16 protein-coding genes, 1 tRNA gene and 3 pseudogenes are annotated in these 25,129 nt (G+C 68.1%); 17 read left to right on the top strand and 3 right to left on the bottom strand.

The window, feature by feature from the left end:
* Positions 1 to 28: 28 nt before the first annotated feature.
* The 3 genes from RPX00_RS42085 to RPX00_RS42075 all read left to right on the top strand — a co-directional run bounded on the left by RPX00_RS42085 (position 29) and on the right by RPX00_RS42075 (position 4,639).
* Entirely contained in the window at positions 29 to 745 is a 717-nt protein-coding gene (locus RPX00_RS42085; protein ID WP_406634131.1) for a transporter, read from the top strand.
* Positions 742 to 2,106: an NAD(P)/FAD-dependent oxidoreductase gene (locus RPX00_RS42080; protein ID WP_406634129.1), complete on the top strand. Its 1,365-nt coding sequence runs from the start codon at positions 742 to 744 to the stop codon at positions 2,104 to 2,106. Before RPX00_RS42085 ends, RPX00_RS42080 begins: the two co-directional genes overlap by 4 nt.
* Positions 2,107 to 2,428: 322 nt before the next feature.
* Positions 2,429 to 4,639, top strand: coding sequence for an MMPL family transporter (locus tag RPX00_RS42075; protein WP_406634127.1), 2,211 nt, complete (start codon positions 2,429 to 2,431; stop codon positions 4,637 to 4,639).
* On the opposite strand, the gene RPX00_RS42070 is transcribed toward RPX00_RS42075, so the two are convergent.
* Positions 4,629 to 4,793 (bottom strand): hypothetical protein, encoded by a 165-nt coding sequence (locus tag RPX00_RS42070; RefSeq protein WP_406634125.1) that lies wholly within the window; start codon positions 4,791 to 4,793, stop codon positions 4,629 to 4,631. The genes RPX00_RS42075 and RPX00_RS42070 overlap by 11 nt on opposite strands.
* Before the next feature lie 230 nt (positions 4,794 to 5,023).
* Between RPX00_RS42070 and RPX00_RS42065 the strand changes: the two genes are divergently transcribed.
* From RPX00_RS42065 to RPX00_RS42045, 5 genes are all read left to right on the top strand, one after another.
* Positions 5,024 to 6,325: a D-arabinono-1,4-lactone oxidase gene (locus RPX00_RS42065; protein ID WP_406634123.1), complete on the top strand. Its 1,302-nt coding sequence runs from the start codon at positions 5,024 to 5,026 to the stop codon at positions 6,323 to 6,325.
* A gap of 175 nt (positions 6,326 to 6,500) precedes the next feature.
* Positions 6,501 to 6,863: a hypothetical protein gene (locus RPX00_RS42060; RefSeq protein WP_406634121.1), complete on the top strand. Its 363-nt coding sequence runs from the start codon at positions 6,501 to 6,503 to the stop codon at positions 6,861 to 6,863.
* 185 nt (positions 6,864 to 7,048) lie between these two features.
* Positions 7,049 to 7,837, top strand: a complete 789-nt coding sequence (locus RPX00_RS42055) for a hypothetical protein (protein WP_406634119.1) — start codon at positions 7,049 to 7,051, stop codon at positions 7,835 to 7,837.
* 658 nt (positions 7,838 to 8,495) lie between these two features.
* The gene (locus RPX00_RS42050) at positions 8,496 to 9,215 is read left to right on the top strand and encodes an MgtC/SapB family protein (protein WP_406634117.1); all 720 of its coding nucleotides are present in this window, start codon (positions 8,496 to 8,498) and stop codon (positions 9,213 to 9,215) included.
* A 664-nt stretch (positions 9,216 to 9,879) separates the two neighbouring features.
* A complete protein-coding gene (locus RPX00_RS42045) occupies positions 9,880 to 10,134 on the top strand; it encodes a hypothetical protein (protein WP_406634115.1) in 255 nt (84 codons plus the stop codon).
* A 278-nt stretch (positions 10,135 to 10,412) separates the two neighbouring features.
* Here RPX00_RS42045 and RPX00_RS42040 read toward each other — a convergent pair.
* Positions 10,413 to 10,486, bottom strand: a tRNA-Leu gene (locus tag RPX00_RS42040).
* A gap of 196 nt (positions 10,487 to 10,682) precedes the next feature.
* On the opposite strand from RPX00_RS42040, the gene RPX00_RS42035 reads away from it, so the two are divergent.
* From RPX00_RS42035 to RPX00_RS42010, 6 genes and pseudogenes are all read left to right on the top strand, one after another.
* Positions 10,683 to 11,297, top strand: a complete 615-nt coding sequence (locus RPX00_RS42035) for an ANTAR domain-containing response regulator (protein WP_009079762.1) — start codon at positions 10,683 to 10,685, stop codon at positions 11,295 to 11,297.
* Positions 11,298 to 11,914: 617 nt separating this feature from the next.
* Positions 11,915 to 13,090, top strand: a complete 1,176-nt coding sequence (locus RPX00_RS42030) for a branched-chain amino acid ABC transporter substrate-binding protein (protein ID WP_406643273.1) — start codon at positions 11,915 to 11,917, stop codon at positions 13,088 to 13,090.
* 97 nt (positions 13,091 to 13,187) lie between these two features.
* The gene (locus RPX00_RS42025) at positions 13,188 to 14,195 is read left to right on the top strand and encodes a branched-chain amino acid ABC transporter permease (protein ID WP_406643272.1); all 1,008 of its coding nucleotides are present in this window, start codon (positions 13,188 to 13,190) and stop codon (positions 14,193 to 14,195) included.
* A pseudogene (locus tag RPX00_RS42020) lies at positions 14,192 to 15,316 on the top strand (branched-chain amino acid ABC transporter permease); the annotation flags it as partial. The gene RPX00_RS42025 and the pseudogene RPX00_RS42020, both read left to right, overlap by 4 nt.
* Before the next feature lie 16 nt (positions 15,317 to 15,332).
* On the top strand, positions 15,333 to 16,262 hold the full coding sequence (locus tag RPX00_RS42015; RefSeq protein ID WP_406634113.1) for an ABC transporter ATP-binding protein: 930 nt from the start codon (positions 15,333 to 15,335) through the stop codon (positions 16,260 to 16,262).
* Complete coding sequence (locus RPX00_RS42010) at positions 16,249 to 16,962, top strand: ABC transporter ATP-binding protein (protein WP_378307351.1); 714 nt, start codon at positions 16,249 to 16,251, stop codon at positions 16,960 to 16,962. The genes RPX00_RS42015 and RPX00_RS42010 overlap by 14 nt, the downstream gene beginning before the upstream one ends.
* Positions 16,963 to 17,387: 425 nt before the next feature.
* Here the strand turns inward: RPX00_RS42010 and RPX00_RS42005 are convergent.
* Positions 17,388 to 17,827 (bottom strand): annotated as a pseudogene (locus RPX00_RS42005) (PaaI family thioesterase).
* Positions 17,828 to 17,889: 62 nt separating this feature from the next.
* Between RPX00_RS42005 and polA the strand changes: the two are divergent.
* From polA to RPX00_RS41990, 3 genes and pseudogenes are all read left to right on the top strand, one after another.
* Positions 17,890 to 20,628 (top strand): DNA polymerase I, encoded by a 2,739-nt coding sequence (gene polA / locus RPX00_RS42000; RefSeq protein ID WP_406634111.1) that lies wholly within the window; start codon positions 17,890 to 17,892, stop codon positions 20,626 to 20,628.
* Between the two features lie 602 nt (positions 20,629 to 21,230).
* On the top strand, positions 21,231 to 22,853 hold the full coding sequence (locus RPX00_RS41995) for a serine protease (RefSeq protein WP_406634109.1): 1,623 nt from the start codon (positions 21,231 to 21,233) through the stop codon (positions 22,851 to 22,853).
* Positions 22,850 to 25,128 (top strand): annotated as a pseudogene (locus RPX00_RS41990) (tetratricopeptide repeat protein). The gene RPX00_RS41995 and the pseudogene RPX00_RS41990 overlap by 4 nt, the downstream one beginning before the upstream one ends.
* The last annotated feature ends 1 nt before the right edge of the window (position 25,129 follow it).

Below are 25,129 nucleotides of genomic sequence, written 5' to 3'. Positions count from 1 at the left end.
TTCGCCGCGGAACTAAGGACTCGATGACATGAAAGAGCTGCTATTCCTGCTGGCCGACCTGTGGATGATGTTCGCCGGCTTCTTCTGCGGCTGGAAGTTCCTCCGCCGCTACTCCAACTACCTGCTCGGCCTGGAGTGGATCATCGTCGCCACGTCCGGCACGAACTTCCTGGTCTGGTCGCTGCTCGGCGGAGACGACGGCAGTTTCCTTTACACCGTCGCCTATTTCTTCGACGCGTTCTCGCGGTCGGTCGGCATCACCCTCATCCTGGTGATGGGCCTGATGCGGGTGACGCGCCGGTACAAGCCGTCGCTGACTGTCGACATCGGAGTCTTCGCCGTCGCCATCGCCGCCGGGTTGTACCTGCAGCAGTTCCGCGCCGATCAGCTGCACGTCGGCCCCGCGACGTTCTACGTCGTCGTCAACCTCCTCACGACGGTGTTCCTCGCCTACTTCTCGTGGCGGCTGTGGAAAATCGGTGCCACCGGTCTGGCCGTCGGCGCCGGTCTCGCCACCGCGGCCGGCACCGCGATCGCGCTGATGTACGACTTCTTCCCGTTCCCGGACGACCAGCACCGCACGGTGTTCTACATCCTGGCGCTCGGCACGTGGGGAACCCAGCTCTTCGTCTACTTCCGCAGCTATCGCGCCCTGCACGAGCACAACGTCCGGACCGGCGTCGAACCCGCGTCCAGCCAGCTCAGCCTGAACCAGCCGACCGCATCACGAGGGAAACCGCAATGAACACCGACAACGTCGAGTACCACACCTTCAGCGGCTGGGTCGATCCGCCCGCCGACGTCCGCCCGGCCCTGGCCGAGGACATCACCTGCGACGTCGCCGTCATCGGCGGCGGCATCAACGGCATGTCGACCGCACTGCGGCTGACCGAACGCGGCCACGACGTGGTGCTGCTGGAAGCGGAGTTCTGCGGACACGGCTCCAGCTCGCGCAACGCCGGCCAGCTGGCCGGCGCCCCCGGCGGCGACCTGCAGCTGCTGAACCTGTTGTCACGCAAGAAAATGCCCGGCATGATGCGGCTCGCCGAACATGCCGCCCACCACGTCGAGGACTTCATCGCCAAACACGACATCGACTGCGATTACGAGCCCACCGGCAACGCCTTCGCCGCAGTCTCACGCGGCCAGATGGGCCGAGTACGACGAGTGGCGAAGATCGTCACCCGCGCCGGCGGCCGCGTAGAAGTCGGCACCAGCGAAGAACTAGGAATCCCACGCGGTTTCGTCGGCGGCCTGCGCGAGGTGATCGGCGGAATGATGAACCCAGGCAAATTCGCCCTGGGCATGCGCCGAATCCTGCTCAATACGCCCGCCCGCGTCTTCGAGCAAACGAAGGTCACCGACGTCGGGCAGGTCGTCACCACCTCCCGCGGCCGCGTCCGCGCGAACAAGATCGTGCTGGCCACGAACGCCTTCGCAGGGGAGTGGACCATCACGCCCCGGCACCTGTCGGTCCCGATCTACGTAGCCGAGGTCGAGACCGAACCCATCGCCCCCGACCGGCTCGCCGCACTCGGCTGGACCAGCCGCATTGGCCTCGTCACCCAGCACGCGATCATGGAAAACTACCGGCTCACCCCGCGCAACACCATCGTGTTCGGTGTGCGCCGCCTAGAACGCGGAACCAGCTACCCGCTACCGGAAAAGTCCCCAGACCCAGACCTGGTCGAGGAACTGGCGCGCGCCTTCGCATCGCGCTTCCCGTCACTGTCGGACCTAACGATCGAGCGAGCCTGGGGCGGCTGGATCGCCATCACGTCTTCTTGGCTTCCTGTTGCGGGCCAGATCGGCGAGAACATCTACTACTCAATCGCCTGCAACGGCCACGGCTTGGCCCAAGCCCCGTACGTAGGCACGCTCATCGCCGACGCCCTCATCGACGGCGAGCGGCATCCGGACCTGCAGACGTTGTGGGCAGCGAAACCGAAGTTCCCGAGGCCGATGATGATGGGCCGCCTCGGACTGCGCACCATCTGGACGGTGGACCGCTTCAACGACCTCGTGAACGGCAGCCGACACAACGCACGGCGAGGCGCTTCGGTGGGTTCTGGGCTGAGCGGGCCTTCGAACATGGCGGAGACGTAGACCCGACCGGTGTGGTCGGGGACGACGTCGGCGTGCACGGCGCAAGGGATCGACCGGGAAGCTTCCCAAGCGTGCGCCGCGAGGCTGACTCACCGGCCCTCGTCGTTGCCGCGACCTTGTTCAGCACGTTCCCGCTCAAACTTCGGCGGATCCCGTTGCTGTGCAATGGTTCACGCCGCTGCCATGAGGATAGTCATGGGTCCCCCGTGCGGATGGTCATCACTTGACGGATCGGCTGGGAACCCGAGGTGCGGTGAGGTTAGCGTGAAGTTCCGTGGACCTGGTGCGGAGATCCCGCTTCGGGCGCGAACGGAGACGACTCGTGGCACCTTTCCTGTACCGGCTCGGCAGGCTGTCATTCCGTCGCCGGGCGATCGTCGCGGCAGTGTGGACGGCGGTTCTGATGGCGTTGGGCGTCAGCGCCCTCACTCTGTCTGGTTCGCTGTCGGATGCGATGCCCGTTCCGGGTATCGAGTCGCAAACAGCGTGGGACCGGATGACCGAGGCTTTTCCGCAGCCAGGTTCAAACGGCGGCTCCGCGCGGGTGGCGATCGCCGCCCCGGACGGGCGGAAGATCACTGATCCGGCGGGCCAGGCGGCGGTCGAGTCGGTGGTCGGGAAGCTGAAGTCCGCGCCGAAGGTGGCCGCGGTGGTCGACCCGTTCCAGGCGAAGTCGGTGTCCCCGGACGGGAAGGTCGCGCTCGCGCAGGTGAGCTACCAGGTCAAGGGTTTCGAACTCAGTGATTCCGACCGGGACGCGTTGCTGGCCACCGGCGATCACGCGAAGCAGCTGGGCTACCGGGTGGAGTACGGCGGGGACGCGGTGCAGGGCATCCCCGCGACCGGGGCCACCGAGGGGCTGGGGGTGGCGGTCGCGGCGGTCGTGCTGATCATCACCTTCGGGTCGCTGCTGGCCGCCGGGATCCCGTTGCTGACCGCGCTGGTCGGGGTCGGGGTCGGGATGGCGGGCATCATGCTCGCCTCGGGTTCGCTGGAGCTGAACTCCAACACCCCGGTGCTGGCGTTGATGATCGGGCTCGCGGTCGGGATCGACTACGCGCTGTTCATCGTCTCCCGCTACCGCCACGAACTATCCGAAGGCCGCGACCCGGAAGAGGCGGCCGGGCGCGCTGTCGGGACCGCAGGTTCAGCCGTGGTGTTCGCCGGGCTGACGGTGATCATCGCGCTGGCCGGGCTGACCGTCGTCGGCATTCCGTTCCTGGGCCAGATGGGCGTCGCCGCCGCGGCGACCGTCGTGATCGCCGTGCTGATCGCGCTGACCCTGCTGCCCGCCGTGCTCGGCTTCGCCGGCGCCCGCGTCGGCCGCAACACCATCCGCATCCGCCGCCGCAGCGAGGGTCCGACGCACGGCGAGCGCTGGGCGCGGTTCGTGGCGCGGCACCGGGTCCCGGTGCTGCTGACCGCGCTCGTCGGGCTCGCGGTGGTCGCGATCCCGGCGTTGAGCATGCAGCTCGGCCTGCCCAACGACTCGACCGCGGCGCCGGACACCACCCAGCGCAAGGCCTACGACCTGGTCAGCACGGGCTTCGGCGAGGGCGCGAACGGACCGCTGCTGGTCGTGGTCGACACCGGCCCGAACCACAACCCGGCCGCGTTGAAGCAGGCCGCCGCGGACATCGGGAAGCTGCCGGACGTCGCGGCCGTGACGCCGCCGCGGGTCAACCCGGCCGGGGACACCGCGGTGCTCACCGTGATCCCGAAGAGCGGCCCGAGCAGCACCCAGACCGAGGACCTGGTGGCGGCGATCCGCGCGCAATCCGCACCCTTGCAGGCCGCTACCGGCGGGAGTCTCGCGGTGACCGGTCAGACCGCGGCCAACATCGACGTGTCGCAGAAACTCTCGGATGCGATGCTGCCCTACCTCGCGCTCATCGTCGGGCTGGCGTTCCTGTTGCTGATGCTGGTCTTCCGGTCGGTCGTGGTGCCGCTGAAGGCGACGCTCGGGTTCCTCGGCTCGGTGGTCGCGACCTTCGGCGCGGTCGTCGCGGTCTTCCAATGGGGCTGGCTCACCGACCTGCTCGGCGTCGCCTCCACCGGCCCCATCATGAGCATGCTCCCGATCCTGCTCATCGGCGTCCTGTTCGGACTCGCGATGGACTACCAAGTATTCCTCGTGACCCGCATGCGCGAAGAACACGTCCACGGCGCCCAACCCCAGGAAGCCATGGTCACCGGATTCCGCCACGGCGCACGCGTCGTCGTCGCCGCCGCGCTCATCATGATCTCCGTGTTCGCCGGGTTCGTGCTCGCCGAATCGACCCTGATCCAGTCCATCGGATTCGCACTCGCCTTCGGCGTGTTGGTCGACGCCTTCGTCATCCGCATGACCATCGTCCCCGCCGTCATGTCCCTCCTCGGCCGCGGCGCCTGGTGGCTGCCGAAATGGCTGGACCGGATCCTGCCCAACGTCGATGTCGAAGGCGAAGGCCTCGCCCACGACGACTCACGAGAATCTGATGGGGCGATTGCCCAGCCAGCCGCCGATTTCGACGAAGCCGCGATCAGCCGTTGACTATCCGGTCAGCGATCTTCTTGGCGTCGTCGATCTGCACGACGCTGGGCAGGACGTTCGCGGCGACGGTCCGGATGTCTCCAGGCGTCGTGGCGCTGCTCAGGACTTGGCTGGAGGCGGAAGCCCACCCGTCGCTCGATCCTGAGCGAACCACTTATGCGACGACTTTCTCTCGCCCGCGCATGCGTCAACAGTGAAGAATTGAATGAGTCTTCTGGTCGATCGGGCGTGAAATCGTCAACTGGCAGGGTGTGCAATTCTTCACCAACACGCCGGGTCCGCCCGAGAACGAGGTCCGAGAAGCGAACTCGCCGCCTACACTGCGACACCATCGATTGAAACGCGAATATCATTCTATGTATCCAGCGAAGAACAGGTGCCGCAATGACGTGGAGCAACTGGGCCGGTACGGCCAAGGCCAGCCCGCAGCGGGTGCACCGGCCGCGCAGTGCGGCCGAGATCGCCGAGGTCGTGGCCGGGGTCGCGGGGGCGGGGCGGCGGGTGCGCGCGTGGGGCAGCGGGCATTCGTTCACCGCGATCGCCGCCGCGGATTCCGACGCGATCGACCTGACCGGGTGGACCGGCATCGAACGCGCCGACCTGGAAACCGGGCAGGTCACCGTCCGTTCCGGCACCACGCTGCGCGCCCTGAACGCGGCGCTGGACGCGCTCGGGCTCGCGATGACGAACCTCGGCGACATCGACGCGCAGACCGTCGCCGGCGCGATTTCCACCGGCACGCACGGCACCGGTGCGCGTTTCGGCGGGATCTCCACGCAGGTCGTCGCGCTGGAACTGGTGCTCGCGGACGGTTCGGTGGCCCGCTGCTCGGCCGACGATCGTCCGGAGCTGTTCCACGCCGCGCGCGTCGGCCTGGGCGCGCTGGGCGTGATCACCACCGTGACGCTGCAGTGCGAACCGTCCTTCGCGCTCTCCGCGCAGGAACGCCCGGAGCCGCTGGAGCAGGTCCTCGACGGCTTCGACGACAACGCCGCGAACAACGACCACTTCGAGTTCTACTGGTTCCCCTACGGCAGCAAGGCCTTGGTGAAACGCAACAACCGGCTCCCGCTGCACGCCGAGCGGAAACCGCTGTCGCGGCTGCGCCGGTTCGTCGACTACGAACTCACCGAGAACGTCGCCTTCGGCGGGCTCTGCCGGCTCGGCCGCGCGGCGCCGAAACTGGTGCGGCCGCTCGGCTCGTTCGCCTCGCAGGTGTCCTCCCCGCGCGAGTACAGCGACCTGTCGCACCGCGTTTTCGTCACCCACCGCGGGGTCCGGTTCGTGGAATCGGAGTACGCGGTCCCGCGCGAATCCGTGCTCGACGTGCTGGCCGAACTGCGCGGACTGGTGCCGCGGCTGAAAGACCCGGTCGCGTTCCCGGTCGAGGTGCGCGTCGCCGCGGCCGACGACATCTGGCTGTCCACCGCCAACGGCCGCGACTCCGCCTACATCGCGATCCACCAGTTCCTCGGCATGCCCTACCGCGAATACTTCACCGCGTTCGAGAACCTCGCCGGCCAGGTCGGCGGACGACCCCACTGGGGCAAAATGCACGACCTCGACGCCACCGTGCTACGCGGCCGCTACCCGCACTTCGACGACTTCCTCCGCATCCGCAAGGAATGCGACCCGGCCGGAACCTTCGCCAACACCTACCTCGACCGGGTACTCGGCACCGTGTGATCAGCTCGGCCCGAACAACGAGGCAGGAAGACCGGGGCATTCGGTGGCCCACCTGCCCGAGAATTGCCCCCTTTTCGGGGTATTTTAAGCACCTGAACCCAGCGATTCCGAGCGTTGACGAGTCGTTGCCGGTACGAAGGCGGCTAGCCCCTTCGAGAAACGCGAGGAGATTGCGATGGCGGCAAAGTGGACTAAGTGGACCATGGCGCTGGCAGCGGCCGCTTGCGCGATCGGGCTCGCTCCGGCCGCATCGGCGCAGTCAGCGACCGCGAGGTCCGCGTTTCCCGTCCCCGTCGAGCCGGGGCACCGCTTTATCGTGGTCGCGTTCCCGTGCGGGCCGGGCGGCGGGACAGTCGTTTCACCGGTCACCGGGGCGATCAAACTCGCCGAGTACCGTGGTCCGATCAAGAATGTCGCCTACGGCGAAGGCGCGATCAGCGCCGATGCCAAGCCTGGTACCTACGCCATGAGCGCGAGCTGCGACGGCATGGAGCGCACCGACCCGTTGACGGTCGCGGCGAGCGACGGACCCTCTTAGGGCGCAGCCGCATCGCCGCATCATTCGGCAGACGTGAATTATTCCCGTAACCACCAGGAATAATTGCATTGCTTAAAGAGTAAATTCGAAGAATGTTCTTGACGTTTCAGAGTCTCGGCTGGAAACATCCTTTCAGAATCTGCGAGGTGGATTTGCTTCGACAACGACGTTAGGGCTGGTTTCGCATGGGAATCAAACGGATCGTCGCGTTGTCCACGACGGCAGGGGCAGTAGGGTTCGCGAGCTTATTCGGAACGGTCGGCCCGGCGGGCGCTGCCGACCAAGGCCCCACCTCGTACGCTTACCTCGCCGGACTGGAGGGGCTGGTCGCCTTCCATCTCCAGGCGCCTATCGGGTCGGCGGCGTCGCCGGTGGCCCCGGCAACTGATCCCGACGCCAGCGCCGCGGAGAGCGCGGTGCTGGGCACCAGCGAGTTCACGCTCGGCCCGGCGGACGGCAGTCTCGAAAAGCTCAAGGCGACCACGACCGCGGACCCCGCAGCGGGCAGGTCGGCAGCGCAGATCTCCGGCGCGGGCGTCAAGGTCACCCTGAAGCTGACTCTCCGCCAGGTGGTCAATCTGGTCGACGCACACGTCATCAATTCCGACTTCCCTCAGCTGATGGATCGGCTTGATGTCATTTCCGACCTCCCTGTCGTTACGGCCACTCTGTCCGTCACGGGGCTCAACGAGAGCTGCCAGGCCGGGGCGACCGCCAGCGGGTCTTTGGCGAAGGGCAGGTTCGAGGCAGATCTGCCATTCGGCGCGAAGATCGACCAGCCGGTCGACATGAAGCGGTTCGAGGGGAGCGGGTACGACTTCGGCAGGGGACTGACCCTGCGCACGAAGGTGGCGCAGAAACTGCCGGACGGCGGCGTCTCGTTCGACGCGGTTTCGGTCGGCACCGGGAACCAGAAGGTCAACCTCGGGCACGTCGAATGCCACCCGGGCGCGGCCAAGGCGAACGCAGGATAACCCCCTCGCCCCGCGGCAGCGGATCCTTCCAACCCCGGATTCGTGATGAAATCATACTGTTTCCCATCACTTTTCCTCGATGCTCGTGAATCGGCGACTCGACGCGGCGCGAACGCCCGACATGTTGTGAACTCAAGCTGGCAAGCATGCGTCGTCGTTTGAGGAGCATTCCGTGTCCATCCCTTCCCCTCGATCGGAGCCACCGGACGGCTCGCCTCGCCACGCCGACCGCAGGCCTGCGCCGCACAGTCGGCGGAATCCGCGAAGCAGCGCACCTCGGCATGCCGCGCCCGATCAGCCGCAAGACCTACCCGAGCCGCAGGTACCCGCTCTCGTGCCGGAACGATCTGCGCCGAGGGGCCTGCGATGGGTGTCGTGGCTGCTCGGCCTGGGCGCGGCCTTGGTCATCGGCAGCGTGGTCGGTTCCGCGAATGTCGTCGGCCCCGGGGCATGCGGTCCCGGCGCGGACCAGGCGAGTGCGGCGGATATTCCGGTGTCATGCGTTGTCGTTTCGAAGCCGTCATTGAACAATTCATTCCCAGGCTGTGACTGATTGCAGTAGCGCGGCGGCCGTCCCCCGAATTAGCTTGGTCAAATTCATGCGGTCATGCGATTGTGCTGCCTTCGGACCGCGCGCCCAGCTTCCGCGGGAGGGTTCATGGGGCCGTTGTGGTCTACCGGTCAGCAGTGGTCGCTGCTGGCCCCGGTGCTGGTCGCGCTCGTGCTGAGCACCTTGATCGGACTGGAACGGGAATTGAGCATGAAGTCCGCGGGGCTGCGGACGCACGCGCTGGTCGGAGTCGGGGCAGCGGTGTTCATGCTGGTGTCCAAGTACGGCTTCGACGACTTCCTGGCCAACCCGCACGTCTCGCTCGACCCGTCGCGAGTCGCCGCGCAGGTCGTTTCGGGCGTGGGATTCCTCGGCGGCGGCTTGATTTTCATCCGGAGCAACGCGGTGCAGGGACTGACCACGGCGGCGACGGTCTGGGTCACCGCGGCGATCGGAATGGCGTGCGGAGCAGGGCTCCCCGTACTCGCCACCGCGGGGACCGCCGGTTTCTTCCTGGCGACCCGGGGACTGTCCCGTCTCGCGATATTCGCCGCGAGACATCGACGCGAACCGCCAATCCTGCAGCTGAGCTACGACGACGGCCAAGGTGTCCTGCGGGCCGCTCTCGCAGCCTGCACCAGCCGAGGCTGGACAGTGCGGGAGATCGTGGTCGAGCCGGAGACAGCGAACGACGACGGCCGGAAGGCCACCGCGGTCGCACTGCGCCTCGACGGACGGGGCGACCTGTTCGAGTTGGCCGCGGAGCTGTCCGAAATCCCTGGAGTCCACAGCGCGGTGGCCGGACGGACCCGCCGAATCGAGGGGTGAAATCTCTCCTGTCCCGCCGTGCGGTGGTCGGGCTTCGGCGAGACAGCGCACCCTGGTGGTCCTGGACCCGTTGGCGCGCTACGGCAACCCTCAGTCCGCGGCCACGTCGAACGGTTTCTGACTGTCGACACCAACTCCGCCGACGGACGCGCGACGTCGATTGCCACGCGGAATCCTGCTCTCATCCCGACGAGCAGCTGCGCCGCTGGAAATAGCGGATTTCCCGGGCTCGGCATGACTGAGTCACTCCTGCGATATGAAGAAATTCATTATCTGGACGGGTAGCACTGGAACAGGCTTGCCGATTCCGCTTCTCTCTGGCAAACATGGCGTACCGGCTAAGCGACGTTAGGGGTGATTTGGATGCGTGCGAAGTGGATCGTCTTGTTGTCAGCGTTGGGGCTGTTCTGAAGTTCAGTCGCGTGGGCTGAGCCCGAGGCCCACCGCCTCGACCGGAGGGCGGGGTCGCGTGCTGCCAAGTCTGAGCCGCGCCGCGATCGATGCGCGCATCGACATCGGACTCGCCAAGGCAGCGTGGAGCCGCTTCGTTCACCAGATCGGCGGGAACTGGACCCGCTCGGTGCCTGCCGGTAGCGCCGTGGCCCGGTTGCGGGAACAGTGAGGTCCGGTCGGTCCGCGTTCCCCTTCGCCGAGGAGCCGAGTCATGGATGCCCGCGAGAATGTCATGGCAGGTGTTGCGGTCACTGCCGCCGTCCTGCTCGGGTTGACCCCGGCCACCACGGCGATTCTGCTGCGGCAGCCGACGGTCCAGTCCACACAGCAGCAAGCGCGGGCCGCCGACATCGACGATCTCGCGTCCGTACACGCGGAAGCCTTGCTTTTCGAGAGCGACATCAACCTGACGGACCGCCAGCTCGAGGACCTTCTCAACGACCTCGGCGCCGACTCCGACGATTGAGGGGCGACTGCGGACCAGTCCGGAGCGCGCGAGCTGCCCGGCCGCGACCACTGGTCGTCGGCAGCGTGCCTAGTACCTCTGCCAACCGAGCAACAACCGCGGCAGGCCTGACAACTTCGCCGCGGGCCATCCGGGCCACACCATCTTGGAGAGCCAGCCGGTTGCCGAGTCCGACGCACTGCGCGACGCCGCATTCAAGCGGCCAAAGACAGAGGATCTCGGCCTTCTCGACAACTCGTGGCGATCGAACCGGAGCCGGATTCGGTGGGTTTCGACGGTGCCCCCGGTGAGATTCGAACTCACACTGGACGGGTTTTGAATCCGTTGCCTCTGCCAGTTGGGCTACGGGGGCGCAGTGCCGGAAACTCTACGGGACCCGCCCTTCCCGCCCCCGACCGGGTCCGGTGATCGACTTGGGGCCGGGGCTGGGTGTCTCCCGCCACTTCGTGGTGAACGCCATCGTGGGATCTGGATCGGTCCCGGTACGCTGGGCTCTCGCGGGTGACCGCGTGTCGAAGACGTCCCGCCGAGCCTTCAGGAGGACACCGGTGACCGAACAGGCTGCCGAGTCGAACGGCGCCGCCGCCGGCGTGCCGCAGCGACGGGTGCTCGTCGCGGAAGACGAGGCGCTCATCCGGCTCGACCTGGTGGAAATGCTGCGCGAAGAGGGCTACGAGGTGGTCGGCGAGGCCGGCGACGGCGAGGAGGCCATCGCGCTGGCCACCGATCTCAAGCCGGACCTCGTGATCCTCGACGTCAAGATGCCCAAGCTCGACGGCATCGAGGCGGCCGCGCGGATCACCGGCGACCGGATCGCGCCGGTCGTCATTCTCACCGCGTTCAGCCAGCGCGACCTCGTCGAACGGGCCCGTGACGCGGGCACCATGGCCTACCTGGTCAAACCGTTCGCCAAACGCGACCTCGTGCCCGCGATCGAGCTGGCCGTCAGCCGGTTTTCCGAGCTGCAGGCGCTCGAGGCCGAGGTCGCCGGGCTCACCGACCGGCTCGAGACCCGCAAGGTCATCGACCGGGCGAAGGGCCTGCTGATGAGCCGCCAGGGGCTCACCGAACCGGACGCGTTCCGCTGGATCCAGCGCACCGCGATGGACCGGCGCACCACGATGAAGGCCGTCGCCGAGGCCGTGGTGGAAAGCATCGGCTGAAGCACGGCACAGCACCCGGCGAAGCGGGCGTGACCAGGGGGTCGCGCCCGCTTTTTCGTTTTCTGGCCCGGAAAGCGCAGCGGAGAGTGACCGCCTGGTCCCGGAGTGCGCTCCCGGCCAGCGGGACGCCACGCGGTTCGCCTGGTCCGCCCCGGCGTGCTGTCTCGCCCCGGAATGTGACCGCTGAACAGCGGAAACAGCTTCGTCGAACCGATCCTCGACCCACCCGTGCGGGTTGATCTGCCCTGCGCGAAAGGGCAAGGTTGCTACCTTGGAGGCTGGGAATCGTGGTGTCGGTCACGATGACGGAGGGGAAGTTCTTAGACTGCCTTCATTGATCGGACGGGGAGTCAAGGTCCGTTCGAGGGGTGCTCGGACACGAAGAGTCATTCACTCGGTCGTTGCAATAAGACGATCGAGTGTAAATCGTCCGTTAATTCTCGTGACGACCGTCACGATGTGGATACAAGACTCGCTGTGACTCTGTGCAACACCTCACCCGGCGGCTACGTTCAGCGCCCAGTCGAAGTCCCACGCAGGGACCCGCCGTTCCACGGGAGCGTGTCGGGTGGCATTTGGAGGAACGAGTGCAGAGAGCACGACTCACTAAGGTCATCGTGCTGGCCGCGGCGGGAGTCATCTCCCTTGGCGCCTGCTCGGCGCGGACCGGCGGTGACTCGGGTGGCGACAGCGGCGCGCCGCAGGCCGCGGCCCCGTCGGCGGCGGCGAACGCGGCGGATCCGGCAGGAGACGGCAAGGCGCAGTGCGCGCCGACCTCGATCGCCTACGCCGGCACGATCAACGGCGACAACGCGGCCCTGGGCCAGAACATCCTCAAGGGCGCGAAGCTCGCGGTCGACCAGCACAACAAGGCCAACCCCGGCTGCCAGGTCAAGCTGGAGCAGTTCGACACCGAGGGCACCCCGGACAAGGCGCCGGGCATCGTGACCCAGGTCGTCAACACCCCGGCCATCCTCGGCGTCATCGGCCTGCCGTTCTCCGGCGAGTCGAAGGCCGCGGGCAACATCTTCAACAGCGCCGGCCTGGTCTCGATCACGCCGTCGGCGACCGACCCGAGCCTGTCCACGAACGGCTGGAAGACCTTCTTCCGCGGGCTGGGCAACGACAACACGCAGGGCCCGGCCGCCGCGAAGTTCATCACCGGCGACCTCAAGGCCAACAAGGTCTGCGTGATCAAGGACGACTCGCAGTACGGCAACGGCCTGTTCGAGGCGACCACCAAGGCGCTCGGCTCCAAGGCGTCCTGCACCGACCAGGTCAAGAGCAAGCAGACCGACTTCTCCGCCGTGGTCAACAAGATCAAGGGCGAGAAGCCGGACGCGGTCTTCTACGCCGGCTACTACCGGGAAGCCGCTCCGCTCGCGCAGCAGCTGAACGACGCTCAGGTCAAGGCGAAGTTCGTCGGCCCGGACGGCGTGAAGGACGACCAGTTCGTGAAGGGCGCGGGCGACGCCGCGTCCAGCGCGTACTTCACCTGCCCGTGCGTCCCGGCGGACCAGTTCACCAAGTTCACCGACGCGTACAAGGCGGCCACCGGCAGCGAGCCCGGCACCTACTCGCCGGAGGCCTACGACATCGCGACGATCCTGCTGAAGGGCATCGACGCGGGCAAGAAGGACCGTGCGGGCCTTCTGGACTACGTGAAGACCTACGACGGCCAGGGCATCACGAAGCACTTCAAGTGGGACGACAAGGGCGAGCTTCCCGTCGCCGCGGTGTGGACCTACAAGGTGGACAACGGAAAGATCGTCCGCAACACCGAGATCAAGTAGCTCCCCGCTCAGCCGGTTCCAGATACCGGGGTGCGGGCCGGGCGGCCAGATCCCGCCGGGCCCGCACCCCGGACCCACATGGAGAACTAGTGTGTCGATGACCCACCTCGGCTCCCTCGTCCTTGCCGACGGCGGAGGCTGGATCCACTTCGACGTGGATTCGTTCCTGAACCAGTTCTGGGACAACACGATCGACGGTTTGTCCTACGGCAGCATCTACGCGCTCGTGGCGCTGGGCTACACCCTCGTCTACGGCGTGCTCAAACTCATCAACTTCGCCCACTCCGAGGTGTTCATCTACGGCGCCTACGGGGTGTGGTTCACCTTCTACGGCCTGGGTTTCCGGCCCGGCGCGACCCCGGACCTGCCGATTTTCGAGCTGATCGGCTTCCTGCTGCTCGCGTTGATCGCGGCGATGGCGGTCTCCGGCGGCACCGCGGTGGTGCTCGAACGCGTGGCCTACCGGCCGCTGCGCAAACGCAAGGCGCCGAGGCTGGTCTTCCTGATCACCGCGATCGGCGCCTCGTTCGTGCTGCAGCAGATCATCTTCATCTGGCGCGGCGGCAACCCGGAGAACAGCATCCGCTTGCTGCGCAACGACGAGGTCTTCACGATCTTCGGCGGCAGCGTCACGATCGTCACCATCATCACCGTGGTCGCCGCGATCCTGCTGATGATCGGCGTGGACATGTTCGTCAACCGCACCAAGTTCGGCCGCGGCATCCGCGCGGTGGCGCAGGACCCGGACACCGCGACGCTGATGGGCGTCAACAAGGAACGCGTCATCACGCTGACGTTCCTCATCGGCGGTCTGCTGGCCGGCGCGGCGGCGCTGTTCTACATGATGAAAATCCCGCAGGGCGCCTGGTACCAGGGCGGCTTCATCCTCGGCATCAAGGCGTTCACCGCCGCGGTGCTCGGCGGCATCGGCAACCTGCGCGGCGCGCTGCTCGGCGGCCTGCTGCTCGGCGTCGTGGAGAACTACGGGCAGTCGCTGTTCGGCGGCCAATGGCGCGACGTCGTCGCGTTCGTCCTGCTGGTGCTGATCCTGATGGTCCGCCCGACCGGCATTCTCGGCGAATCGCTCGGAAAGGCACGGGTATGACGACGACTTCGACGCCGCCCGCCGCTCCGGCGAAGGCGCGCCGCCGTCCGGTGTCGGACTGGTGGAACAACCTTTCGCGAGTCCAGCAGTGGGGCGTGCTCATCCCGCTGGTGGCGCTGGTCTATCTGCTGCCGGTGCTGAACCCGCCGCTGATCACCACGCAGCCCGGGTACGACTTCCCGATCGCGATGTTCGAGGTGGCCCGCTACGCGCTGGTCGCCATCGGGCTCAACATCGTGGTCGGCCAAGCCGGTCTGCTCGACCTCGGCTACGTCGGGTTCTTCGCGATCGGCGCCTACGTGATGGCGCTGTTCACGAGCCCGGACTCGTCCCTGTCGAAGCTGCCGTTCCTCGTCGTGCTGCCGATCGCCATGGTCGTCACGATGATCTTCGGCGTGATTCTCGGGACGCCGACGCTGCGCTTGCGCGGCGACTACCTGGCGATCGTCACGCTCGGCTTCGGCGAGATCGTCCGCCTGCTCGCGGACAACATCGACCCGTTGCGCGGCAACCGCGGCTTCCAGGGCGTCGGGCATCCGCCGGGCACGAACGCCGACGGCACCCCGTTGTTCACCAACACCAACGGCACTCCCTGGTACTGGCTCTGCGTCACGATCATCATCGTGATCCTGTTCGTGGTCGGGAACCTGGAGCGCAGCCGCGTCGGCCGCGCGTGGGTCGCGATCCGCGACGACGAGGACGCGGCCGAGATCATGGGCGTGCCGACGTTCAAGTTCAAGATCTGGGCGTTCGTCGGCGGCGCCGCGGTCGGCGGCCTCTCCGGCGCGCTGTACGCGGGGCAATTGGGCTTCGTGAACAACCAGAAGTTCGACGTGGTCACGTCGATGCTGTTCCTGGCCGCGGTCATTCTCGGCGGCGCGGGCAACAAGGTCGGCGTGCTGCTGGGCGCGATCGTGGTGGCCTACGTTCCGCTGCGCTTCCAGGCGATCGCGGAGTACAAGTACCTGATCTTCGGCCTCGCGCTGATCATCCTGATGATCTTTCGCCCGCAGGGCCTGCTCGGCGCGCGGCAGCGGCTGCTCGCGTACGGCAGGCAGGCCTACCAGCGGCTGCTCGGCAAGGGCGAACAGGTCAGCAGCGACGGTTCGCTGGCCACCGACACCCAGGGGAGAGGGCATGACGGTCCCTGGCAACGGAAACGGGCCCGAGGTCCCGGCCGAAGGCGGCCTCGTGGCCGAGGTCGCGAACATGACCGCCGAGCAACTGGCCGAGCACGAGGCCGAGGTCGCCGAGGTCGTCGCGCCGGACCGGGAGATCCAGGCCGAGGTCGGGCAGACCCTGCTCAAGGTCGACGACGTCACCGTCCGCTTCGGCGGGCTGGTGGCGCTGGACTCGGTGTCGTTCGACATCCGGCGCGGCGAGATCCTCGGCCTGATCGGGCCGAACGGCGCGGGCAAGACCACCTGCTTCAACGCGATGACCGGCGTCTACCGGCCGTCCTCGGGGCAGGTGCTGCTCGAGGACAAACCGCTCGGGAAGGCGTCGCGGCACGGGATCACCCAGCTCGGCATCGCCAGGACGTTCCAGAACATCCGGCTGTTTTCCGAGATGACCGCGCTGGAGAACGTGGTCGTCGGCACCGACGCGCGGCACAAGACCAGCCTGCTCGGCGCTCTCCTGCGGTCTCCCCGCCACCACCGCGAGGAGAAGCAGGCGATCGAGAAGGCCATGGCGCTGCTGGAATTCGTCGGCATCGCCGACCGGGCCGCGGACCGGGCGAAGAACCTGCCGTACGGCTATCAGCGGCGGCTGGAGATCGCGCGGGCGCTCGCCACCGAGCCCAAGCTGCTGTGCCTCGACGAGCCTGCCGCCGGGTTCAACCCGGCGGAAAAGGAAGAACTCATGGGGCTGATCCGGACGATCCGCGACGACGGCTACACCGTCCTGCTGATCGAACACGACATGAAGCTCGTCATGGGCGTCACCGACCGGATCGTGGTGCTGGAATTCGGCAAGAAGATCGCCGACGGGCTGCCTTCCGAGATCCGGGAGAACCCCGCCGTGATCGCCGCTTATCTGGGGGTTCCCGACGATGACGCTGCTTGAGCTTTCCGACGTTTCCGTCCACTACGGGCGGATCCAGGCCGTGTCCGGGCTGTCGATCACGGTCGACGAGGGCGAAATCGTCACCCTGATCGGGGCGAACGGCGCCGGGAAATCGACCACGATGCGGGCGATCTCCGGCATCCGCCCGATTTCCGGCGGTGCGATCCGGTTCGCCGGCGAGGACATTTCCCGGCTGCGCGGGGATTTGCGGGTGGTGCGCGGGATTTCCCAGGCTCCGGAGGGGCGGGGGATTTTCCCGGGCATGACGGTGCTGGAGAATCTGGACATGGGCGCTTATGCGCGCAAGGACCGGAAGAATCTGCAGCCGGATTTCGATCGGGTGTTTGAGTTGTTTCCGCGGTTGGCGGAGCGGAAGACTCAGGTTGGCGGGACTATGTCCGGGGGTGAGCAGCAGATGCTTGCTATCGGGCGGGCGTTGATGGCCAAGCCTCGGTTGTTGTTGCTGGACGAGCCTTCGATGGGGTTGGCGCCGCAGTTTATTCAGCAGATTTTCCGGATTATTACGGAGATTAATCGGCAGGGGACTACGGTGCTGCTGGTTGAGCAGAATGCGCAGCAGGCGTTGTCTCGGGCGCATCGGGCTTATGTGCTGGAGACTGGGCAGATTACCAAGACTGGTACTGGGCAGGAGTTGCTGGCTGATACCAGTATCAAGGAGGCTTATCTCGGGGTGGGGTGAGGTCTGTTCGGCTCGTCGCCTGGCGGCGACATTGCTGTTGGCTGGTGCGGGCACCCCGAAGTCTGATTGTGACTACGGCGCGGGGGTGTTTGTCAAGGCGGGAAAGATGCCTTGACAAACACCCCCGCGCCGCGTTTTTGGCTTCGTATCGGGGTGCGGGGGTGGTGTGGGTGCCTGGCCGGGTGGGTGCTTTGGCTGCCTGTTGCGTAGGTGGCCGGGGCTAGCGCCCCAATGTGGCGTTGGGTGCATCTGACGCAACGAATGCCACATTGGGTGCATGCGACGCACCCAATGTGGCATTGGGGCGCAACGGCGGCGGCCCAGGTCCGTGAAGGGGCCCCTCACGTATTTCGGGCGTCCGTGAGGGGAACCCTGCGGGAATCAGGGTCCGTGAGGGTTCCCCTCACGGACTCTCCGCCGAAAAGTCAGGCGCCTGGTGGGCGGTCCCTGACCACGCAGGTTAGGCGGGCGGTGCAGGTGCGGCGGCCTTCGTCGTCGGTGAGCACGATCTCGGCGGTGATGGTTCCGCGGCCGACGTGCAGGGGGTCGCGACGCCGGTGACGGTGCCGGAGCGGACTGCGCGGTGGTGGGTGCAGGACAGTTCCAGGCCCATCGCCGCGCGCTCGGGGCCCGCGTTGAGCGCGGCCAGCACCGAGCCTAGGGCTTCGGCGACGGTGGCGTTCGCTCCGCCGTGCAGGAGCCCGTAGGGCTGGAGGTTGCCTTCGACGGGGATCGTGCCGACGACCCGCTCGGGAGTCAGCTCGACTAGCTTCAGCCCGATCTTGTCGTTCAGCTGCTGGCCTGCGGCCGCGGGGTCGACGCCCCCGAACTGGCCCGGCGTGATTTCCGCCGTCTGCTCGGTCACTCTCTGCTCCTCAACCTATGCGACACGCAAGAGTGTCGGACCCTCACCCTAGACTCGCCCCCGTGAGCCCGACCGAGAACCGAACCGTTGCCAACGCCACAGGTGCCGCCGCCGCGCACGATCGCCCCCGGCTGCTGCTGATCGACGGCCATTCGATGGCCTACCGTGCCTTCTTCGCCTTGCCCGCGGAGAATTTCCGCACGAAGACCGGGCAGGTCACCAACGCGGTCTTCGGCTTCACCTCGATGCTCATCAACCTGTTGCGCGACGAGAAGCCGACGCACCTCGCGGTGGCCTTCGACCTGTCGCGCAAGACCTTCCGGTCGGAGACGTTCGCCGACTACAAAGCGAACCGCAGCGCCACGCCGGACGAGTTCCGCGGCCAGGTCGACCTGGTCAAAGAGGTGCTCGACGTGCTCGGCATCCCGACGCTGACGAAGGAGAACTACGAGGCCGACGACGTCATCGCCACGCTCACCACGCAGGCTGGCGACGGCTACGACGTCCTCATCTGCACCGGCGATCGCGACGCGTTGCAGCTCGTCACCGATCGGGTGACCGTGCTCTACCCGAAGCGGGGAGTCTCCGACCTGGTGCGGTTCACCCCGGACGCGGTCGAGGAGAAATACGGCCTCACCCCGGCCCAGTACCCGGACTTCGCGGCGCTGCGCGGCGACCCGTCGGACAACCTGCCCGGCATCCCCGGCGTGGGGGAGAAGACCGCGGCGAAGTGGATCCGGCAGTTCGGCACGCTGGCCGATCTGATCGACCGGGTCGACGAGGTCAAGGGCAAGGTCGGCGACGCGTTGCGCGCGCACCTGTCCTCGGTCCAGCTCAACCGGCAGCTCACCGAGCTGGTCCGGGACGTGCCGCTGGAGTCCGTGCCGGACCAGCTGGAGCTGCGCCCGTGGGACCGCGAGGCGGTGCACCGGCTCTTCGACGAGCTGGAGTTCCGCGTCCTGCGCGACCGGCTTTTCGACACCCTGAGCAGCGCCGAACCGGAGGCCGACGAGGGCTTCGAGGTGTCCGGTTCCGCGCTCGCACCGGGCACGCTCGGCGCGTGGCTCGAGGCGCACGCCGGCGAGGCCGAACCGGTCGCGCTGTCGTTCCGGACGACCGGCGCGTCGGTCCGCTCCGACCTCAAGGCGGTCGCCTTCGCGGCGGCCGACGGCGAGGGCGCATACGTGGACGTCACCGCGATGGACGAGGCGGACGACCGGGCGCTGTCGGCGTGGCTGGCGGACCCGAAGATCCGCAAGATCGGCCACGACCTGAAGGTGCCGCTGCACGCAGTGCGCGCCCGCGGCTGGACGTTCGGCGGGCTCAGCATGGACACCGCGCTCGCCGCGTACCTCGCGCGGCCGGGGCAGCGCACGTTCGGGCTGGACGACCTTGCCCTGCGCTACCTGCACCGCGAGCTGCGCTCGGAAGCCGGCGACGGCGACGGTCAGCTGTCGCTGCTCGACGGCGGCGCGGACGAGCTGGAGCAAAAGGAGATCTCCGCCGAACTGGTGAAGGCGCGGGCGATCTTCGAGCTGGCCGGCGCGCTCGCCACCGAGCTGGAGGAGCTGGGCGGCGCGAAGCTGCTGGCCGAGCTGGAACTGCCGCTGCTGGAAGTGATCACCGAACTGGAGGCGGCGGGCATCGCGGTCGACGTCGACCAGCTCACCGAGCTGGAGGCGCACTACCTCAGCCGCGTCACGCAGGCCGCGGAGTCGGCGTACGAGGTCATCGGCAAGCAGATCAACCTCGGTTCGCCGAAGCAGCTGCAGGTGGTGCTGTTCGACGAGCTGGGCATGCCGAAGACCAAGCGCACCAAGACCGGCTACACCACCGACGCCGACGCGCTGCAGTCGCTGTTCGAGAAGACCGAGCACCCGTTCCTGCAGCACATGCTGGAACACCGCGACGCGACGCGGCTGCGCACCACGGTCGAGGGCCTGATCAAGTCGGTCGCCGACGACGGGCGCATCCACACCACGCTGCAGCAGACGATCGCGGCCACCGGACGGCTGTCGTCGGTCGAGCCGAACCTGCAGAACATCCCGGTGCGCACCGAGGAAGGCAGGCGCATCCGGGACGCGTTCGTGGTCGGCGACGGGTACGCGGAGCTGATGACCGCGGACTACAGCCAGATCGAAATGCGGATCATGGCGCACCTGTCGAAGGACGAGGGGCTCATCGAGGCCTTCAACAGCGGCGAGGACCTGCACACGTTCGTGGCGTCGCGCGCGTTTTCCGTGCCCGCCGCGGAAATCACGCCGGAGCAGCGGTACCGGGTCAAGGCGATGTCGTACGGGCTGGCGTACGGCCTGTCGGCGTACGGCCTGTCGCAGCAGCTGAAGATCTCGACGGAGGACGCGAAAGAGCAGATGGAGGCGTACTTCTCGCGATTCGGCGGGGTGCGCGACTATCTGCAGTCGGTCGTCGGCGAGGCGGCGAAGCGCGGCTACACGGAGACGATCTTCGGCCGCCGCCGCTACCTGCCGGACCTGAACAGCGACAACCGCCAGCGCCGCGAAATGGCCGAGCGGATGGCCCTGAACGCGCCGATCCAGGGCAGCGCGGCGGACATCATCAAGGTGGCGATGCTGAACGTGCACCGCGCACTCGCCGAGGCCGGTTCGCGAAGCCGCGTGCTGCTGCAGGTGCACGACGAACTGGTGCTGGAAATCGCCGACGGCGAACGCGACGACGTCGAGAAGCTGGTCCGCGAGGGCATGGGCTCGGCGGCGGAACTGGCCGTGCCGCTGGAGGTTTCGGTCGGATACGGGCGGTCGTGGAACGAGGCTGCCCACTGAGGTGAGCCGGGCCCGGGCAACAGCGACCGGCTGCGGTTTTCGTGGCCGGCAACGGGATTTGAGGCGAATTCGGGCGGACGAGCACGGATCAGTGGAGTGGTCCGTGCTCGCCAGTTCGTACCGGAGGGGAGAGCCGAAGCGCTTGGGTGGTTCGGTTCGCACCCGGGCGCGGGAAGGCTGCGGATGGCTGCCCTGTCGCGCATCCGAGCGCGGAAAGCGAAGTCCGCCTCGCTCCCGAAGGCGGGGCTTGCAGCGCACCGATGGTTCGGCGACCGCTCCGCTTCACGCCGGGGTGCGGAAGCTCGACACGGGGTTCTCGGTGCGCATACAAGCGCCGCAAGCCCAAGCACCTCAACAGCCCCAGCCACAGTCCCATCAGCCCCGCGCACAAGGTCGGTCGCCGACCCACCGCCATCGGCCGCGTCGCGGCCGCCATCGGGGCCGTCGTTGTCGCGCCGCCAGCACGGAGCGAACCCGGGAAACCCGTGTCACCCGCCAGAAGTCTCGCGACGCCGCTGAACGGGTGAGCTTGCTGCTCCAGCGTGGGCCACTTTCCGCGAAGGCCGCCCGGGCCGCCGCGCGTGCGGCGTAGGGTCCCCCGCGTGGGGTACCGGGCCGTGCGTCGACGCTGGCGGGTTCGCCTGCGCGATCGTTCCGGCGGGATCTGCGGGGCGGGCACGATGCTCGACGAGGACCATGTGCTCACCTGCGCGCACGTGGTCGAGCGGGCCGGCGGGCCGGACACGGACGTGCTCGTCGATTTCGTCGGGCTGCCGGGCACCCCGGTCGCCACCGGCCGCGTCGTGCCGGAGGCGTGGGTGCCGCCGGGGCGGGACGAGCGCGGCGACATCGCGGTGCTGCGGCTGGCCGAACGCGTGCCCGGGTCGCTGGGTGCGCCGCTGTACCGGATGCCGTTGTCGTACGGTCAGGCCGTGTGCGCCTACGGGTTTCCGGAGGGCGCGGACGAGGGGCTGTGGACGTTCGGCGAGGTGGCCGGCGAGGGCGGGCCCGGCTGCGAATGGGTGCAGCTGGCCCGGAAGAACGAAAACCAGCCGATCAGCGGCGGGTTCAGCGGCACCGCGGTGCTCGACGTCGAGACCGACCGGGTGGTCGGCATGGTGGTGTCCCAGTACAAGGCCGAGGGCGACCGGGTCGCGTGGATGATTCCGGTCGAGACCATTCTCGGGTATCTCGGCACGGAGCGGTGGGGACAGGGGAGTCCGGCCGTCGACCGGACTTTCGGCCGCGAGCTGGACCGGGTCGCTTACGATCCGCAGTTCGCGCGCGAGGTCGCCGGCTGGTTCGGCGAGGGGCGCGGGGTGTGGGTCGTCGTGACCGGCGAGGCCGGGTCCGCGAAAGCCGCCGCGCTCGATCTCGCGGTGGTGCTCGCCGACCGGGAGCGTTCGGCCGCCGCGAAGGAACTGCGCGACACCCTGGCCAAAGACACCTTGCCGCCGTCGGGAAGCGTCGACCTCGCGGTGGACGCGGCCGGGAAAACCGCCGCGGAAGTGCGGCAGCGGCTCGCGGAGCGGCTCGACCTCACGCTGGAGGACGGCACCCAGCATTCGGGCCGCACCGTGCTGGTGAACGCGATCGACGACGCGGCCGAGCCGGAGCAGCTGATCGGCGAGGTGATCGCCCCGCTCGCCGACCGGGCCGCGCGGCTCGGGATCCGGCTCGCGCTCGGGTTCCGTCGCGAGTCGTCGCCAGGGCTGACCGAACTGCGCTCGCGCCGCAACGGGGCGCGGCCGGACGGGCTGGCCCGCCGGATCTCCATGCTGGACAAGCAAATCGACGAACTCGCCGCGCTGGAGGAGCACATCGCCGAACTGGCCCCGCGGTTCGCGGTGAGCGACATCCCGCCGCCGCGGGTGCGTCGCCGCCGTGGCGCGGTGAGCCGGTTGCAGGAAGCCGCTGACCTGGGCGAGGTCGCGTGGGCGGAGCGGCATGTCGAGGAGGTCGCCGGTGTCCTGGCCGCCGATCTGGCCGCGGCGAAAGCCGCCCGCGCCCGGCTCGACGCCGTGCACGACCGCCGCACCGAGTTGCGGTTTCGGCTGGACGGTTACGGGGAGCGGGCAAGATCCGCTGGTCGGGTGGAGGATCCGCTGCTGGATTCGTTGTATGCCAAGGCCTGGCAGCTGCTGTATGAGGGCGCGTGCGATCCGGCGGAAGCCGCGGCGGCGGTCGAGGAGTTCGGTGCCGCGGTGCGCAAGGGGAGCCGATGACCGCCTGCGCTCGCCCGAACTGTTCGGGCACGATCAGCCGTGCCGGGTTCTGCGCGAAATGTGGCTGGGCGCCGGGATCCGAGCCGAAGAAGCCACCGCCGAAAGCCGACGCGACCCTCGTGATCCCCGCCCCGGGCGCGAGCCGGATCGCCGACACTGTCGTCACACGGGAGCAGCAGACCGCCGGGCACGGCACCGGCGACGACTACGTGCCGCTGCCGGTGGTCGTCCTGCCGGACATCGCCGGGCGCGTGCTCGCCGATCCGCACGTCGCCGAGGACGAACGATACTGCGGCAAACGCGGCTGCGGCGCGCCGGTCGGCCGGTCGAGCGGCGGACGCCCCGCGCGCACCGAAGGCTTCTGCCCGCAGTGCGGCACGCCGTTTTCGTTCTCTCCCAAGCTGTTTCCCGACGACCTCGTGGACGGCCGCTACCGGGTGCACGGCTGCATCGCCCGCGGCGGGCTCGGGTACGTCTACCTCGGCACTGATCAGCGGCTGAAGCAGTACGTGGCGCTGAAGGGCCTGCTCAACACCGGCGACGAGGCCGCGGTGCGGATCGCCGAGACCGAAAGCCAGGTGCTGACCTCGCTCGACCACCCCAACATCGTGCGGATCCACGACGTGGCAACGCATCCTGATCCGCACGGCGGGCCGGACGCGCGTTACATCGTCATGGAGTTCGTCGACGGCCTCCCGCTCGCCGAGGTGATGCGGCGCGGCCGCGCGATGCTCGACGGGCCGGCGGGCAGGCTGCTCGTCGAACACGTCGTCGCCTACGGCCGGGAGATCCTCACCGCGCTCGGCTACCTGCACGAGCAAGGGCTGCTGTACTGCGATCTGAGCCCGCAGAACGTGATCCACGGCGAGAAGCGGGTCAAGCTGATCGATTTCGGCGCGATCCGCAAGATCGGCGACCAGACCAGCCCGGTCGTCGGCAATCCCCGGTTCCAGATCGGCGCGACCGAACTGGACGAACACGGGCTCACCGTGCGCTCGGACATCCACACCGTCGGCGCGACGCTGCGCGATCTGTTCCGCTGCAGCGACGGCTGGCCGCATCCGGCCGACAAGCGGATCGCGCTCGGCGTCGAATCGTTCACCCAGGTGCTCGACCGCGCGACCGGGCCGTACGAGCACCGGTTCGCCACCACCGGCGAGATGCTGGTGCAACTCGACGGCGTGCTGCACGAGATTCTTTCGCTGCGCGACCGTCATTCGCGGCCGTCGATCTCGACGCTGTTCACCGAAGCGGCCGTGCTGCTGGACGCCGGGCTCGGCCAGCCGCGGCCGGTCGGCGAATGGGTGCGCCGCTCCCGGGCCAGCTCCGGACCCCTCGGCACGTTGCCCAAACCGCTCGACATCGCGCTCGGGCTGCCGGTGCCGCACGAGGATCCGCAGGACCCTGCGGTCACCTTCCTGCGCACCGTCCGCGCGCCGGATCCCGCACGGCTGCTGAAGAAACTCGAACGCGCGGACTCGACCGTCGAGGTCGAGCTGCGCCGATGCCGGGCCTGGCTCGAACTGTCCGAAGTGGACTCGACGGGAACGGCGCGGGCGGGCGAACACGTGGACGCCGCCGAGAAACTGCTCGGCGGCCGAGCCAAACACGACTGGCGGATCGCCTGGCACCGCGGGCTGGTCGCGCTCGCCACCGGTTCCGTGGAGTGCGCGCAGACCTGGTTCGAACGCGTGCACCGCGACATCCCGGGGAGGAGACGCCGAAGCTCGCGCTCGGCCTGTGCGCGGAACACTGCGGCGGGCCGAGGCAGGCGGAGCGCTATTACGACGCGCTGTGGGTGCGGGACCATCTGCAGGTCAACGCAGTTTTCGGCCTGGCGCGCGGGCATCTGCAGCTGGACCGGCGCACGGCGGCGGTGGAACTGCTGGACCAGGTTCCGGAGTACTCGCGGCACGACGAGGCGGCGCGGATCGCCGGGATCCGCGTGCGGGCGGGGATCCTGCCGGTCGGGGACGCGCTGCCGGGCATCGAGGACCTGACCGAGGCGATCGACCGGCTGTCCGCGCTGGAGCTGGACGAGGACACCGCGGACCGGCTGACCGCTGAGGTCCGCGAGAGCGCGCTGCGGTGCTTCCTGGCCGGGATGCGCGGGATGCCGCCCGGACCGGTCCTCGGCGAGCGGCTCGACGAGCACGGGCTGCGGCGGCTGGTGGAGGAGTCGTACCGGCGGATCGCGCGCCGGGCCGGTACGGCGGAGCACCACGCCGCGCTGATCGACCGCGCGAACGAGACGAGGCCGACGACCTGGGTGTAGG

Source organism: Amycolatopsis sp. WGS_07, assembly GCF_045278895.1.
Lineage (GTDB): Bacteria > Actinomycetota > Actinomycetes > Mycobacteriales > Pseudonocardiaceae > Amycolatopsis.
This window is presented reverse-complemented; position numbering and strand designations above follow the sequence as displayed.

Coding starts and splice junctions, on each gene's coding strand:
- RPX00_RS42045 (WP_406634115.1), top strand. CDS start 9,880: ATGGATGCCCGCGAGAATGTCATGGCAGGTGTTGCGGTCACTGCCGCC.
- RPX00_RS42065 (WP_406634123.1), top strand. CDS start 5,024: ATGACGTGGAGCAACTGGGCCGGTACGGCCAAGGCCAGCCCGCAGCGG.
- RPX00_RS42080 (WP_406634129.1), top strand. CDS start 742: ATGAACACCGACAACGTCGAGTACCACACCTTCAGCGGCTGGGTCGAT.
- RPX00_RS42025 (WP_406643272.1), top strand. CDS start 13,188: ATGACCCACCTCGGCTCCCTCGTCCTTGCCGACGGCGGAGGCTGGATC.
- RPX00_RS42085 (WP_406634131.1), top strand. CDS start 29: ATGAAAGAGCTGCTATTCCTGCTGGCCGACCTGTGGATGATGTTCGCC.
- RPX00_RS42050 (WP_406634117.1), top strand. CDS start 8,496: ATGGGGCCGTTGTGGTCTACCGGTCAGCAGTGGTCGCTGCTGGCCCCG.
- RPX00_RS42055 (WP_406634119.1), top strand. CDS start 7,049: ATGGGAATCAAACGGATCGTCGCGTTGTCCACGACGGCAGGGGCAGTA.
- RPX00_RS42010 (WP_378307351.1), top strand. CDS start 16,249: ATGACGCTGCTTGAGCTTTCCGACGTTTCCGTCCACTACGGGCGGATC.
- RPX00_RS42060 (WP_406634121.1), top strand. CDS start 6,501: ATGGCGGCAAAGTGGACTAAGTGGACCATGGCGCTGGCAGCGGCCGCT.
- RPX00_RS42015 (WP_406634113.1), top strand. CDS start 15,333: ATGACGGTCCCTGGCAACGGAAACGGGCCCGAGGTCCCGGCCGAAGGC.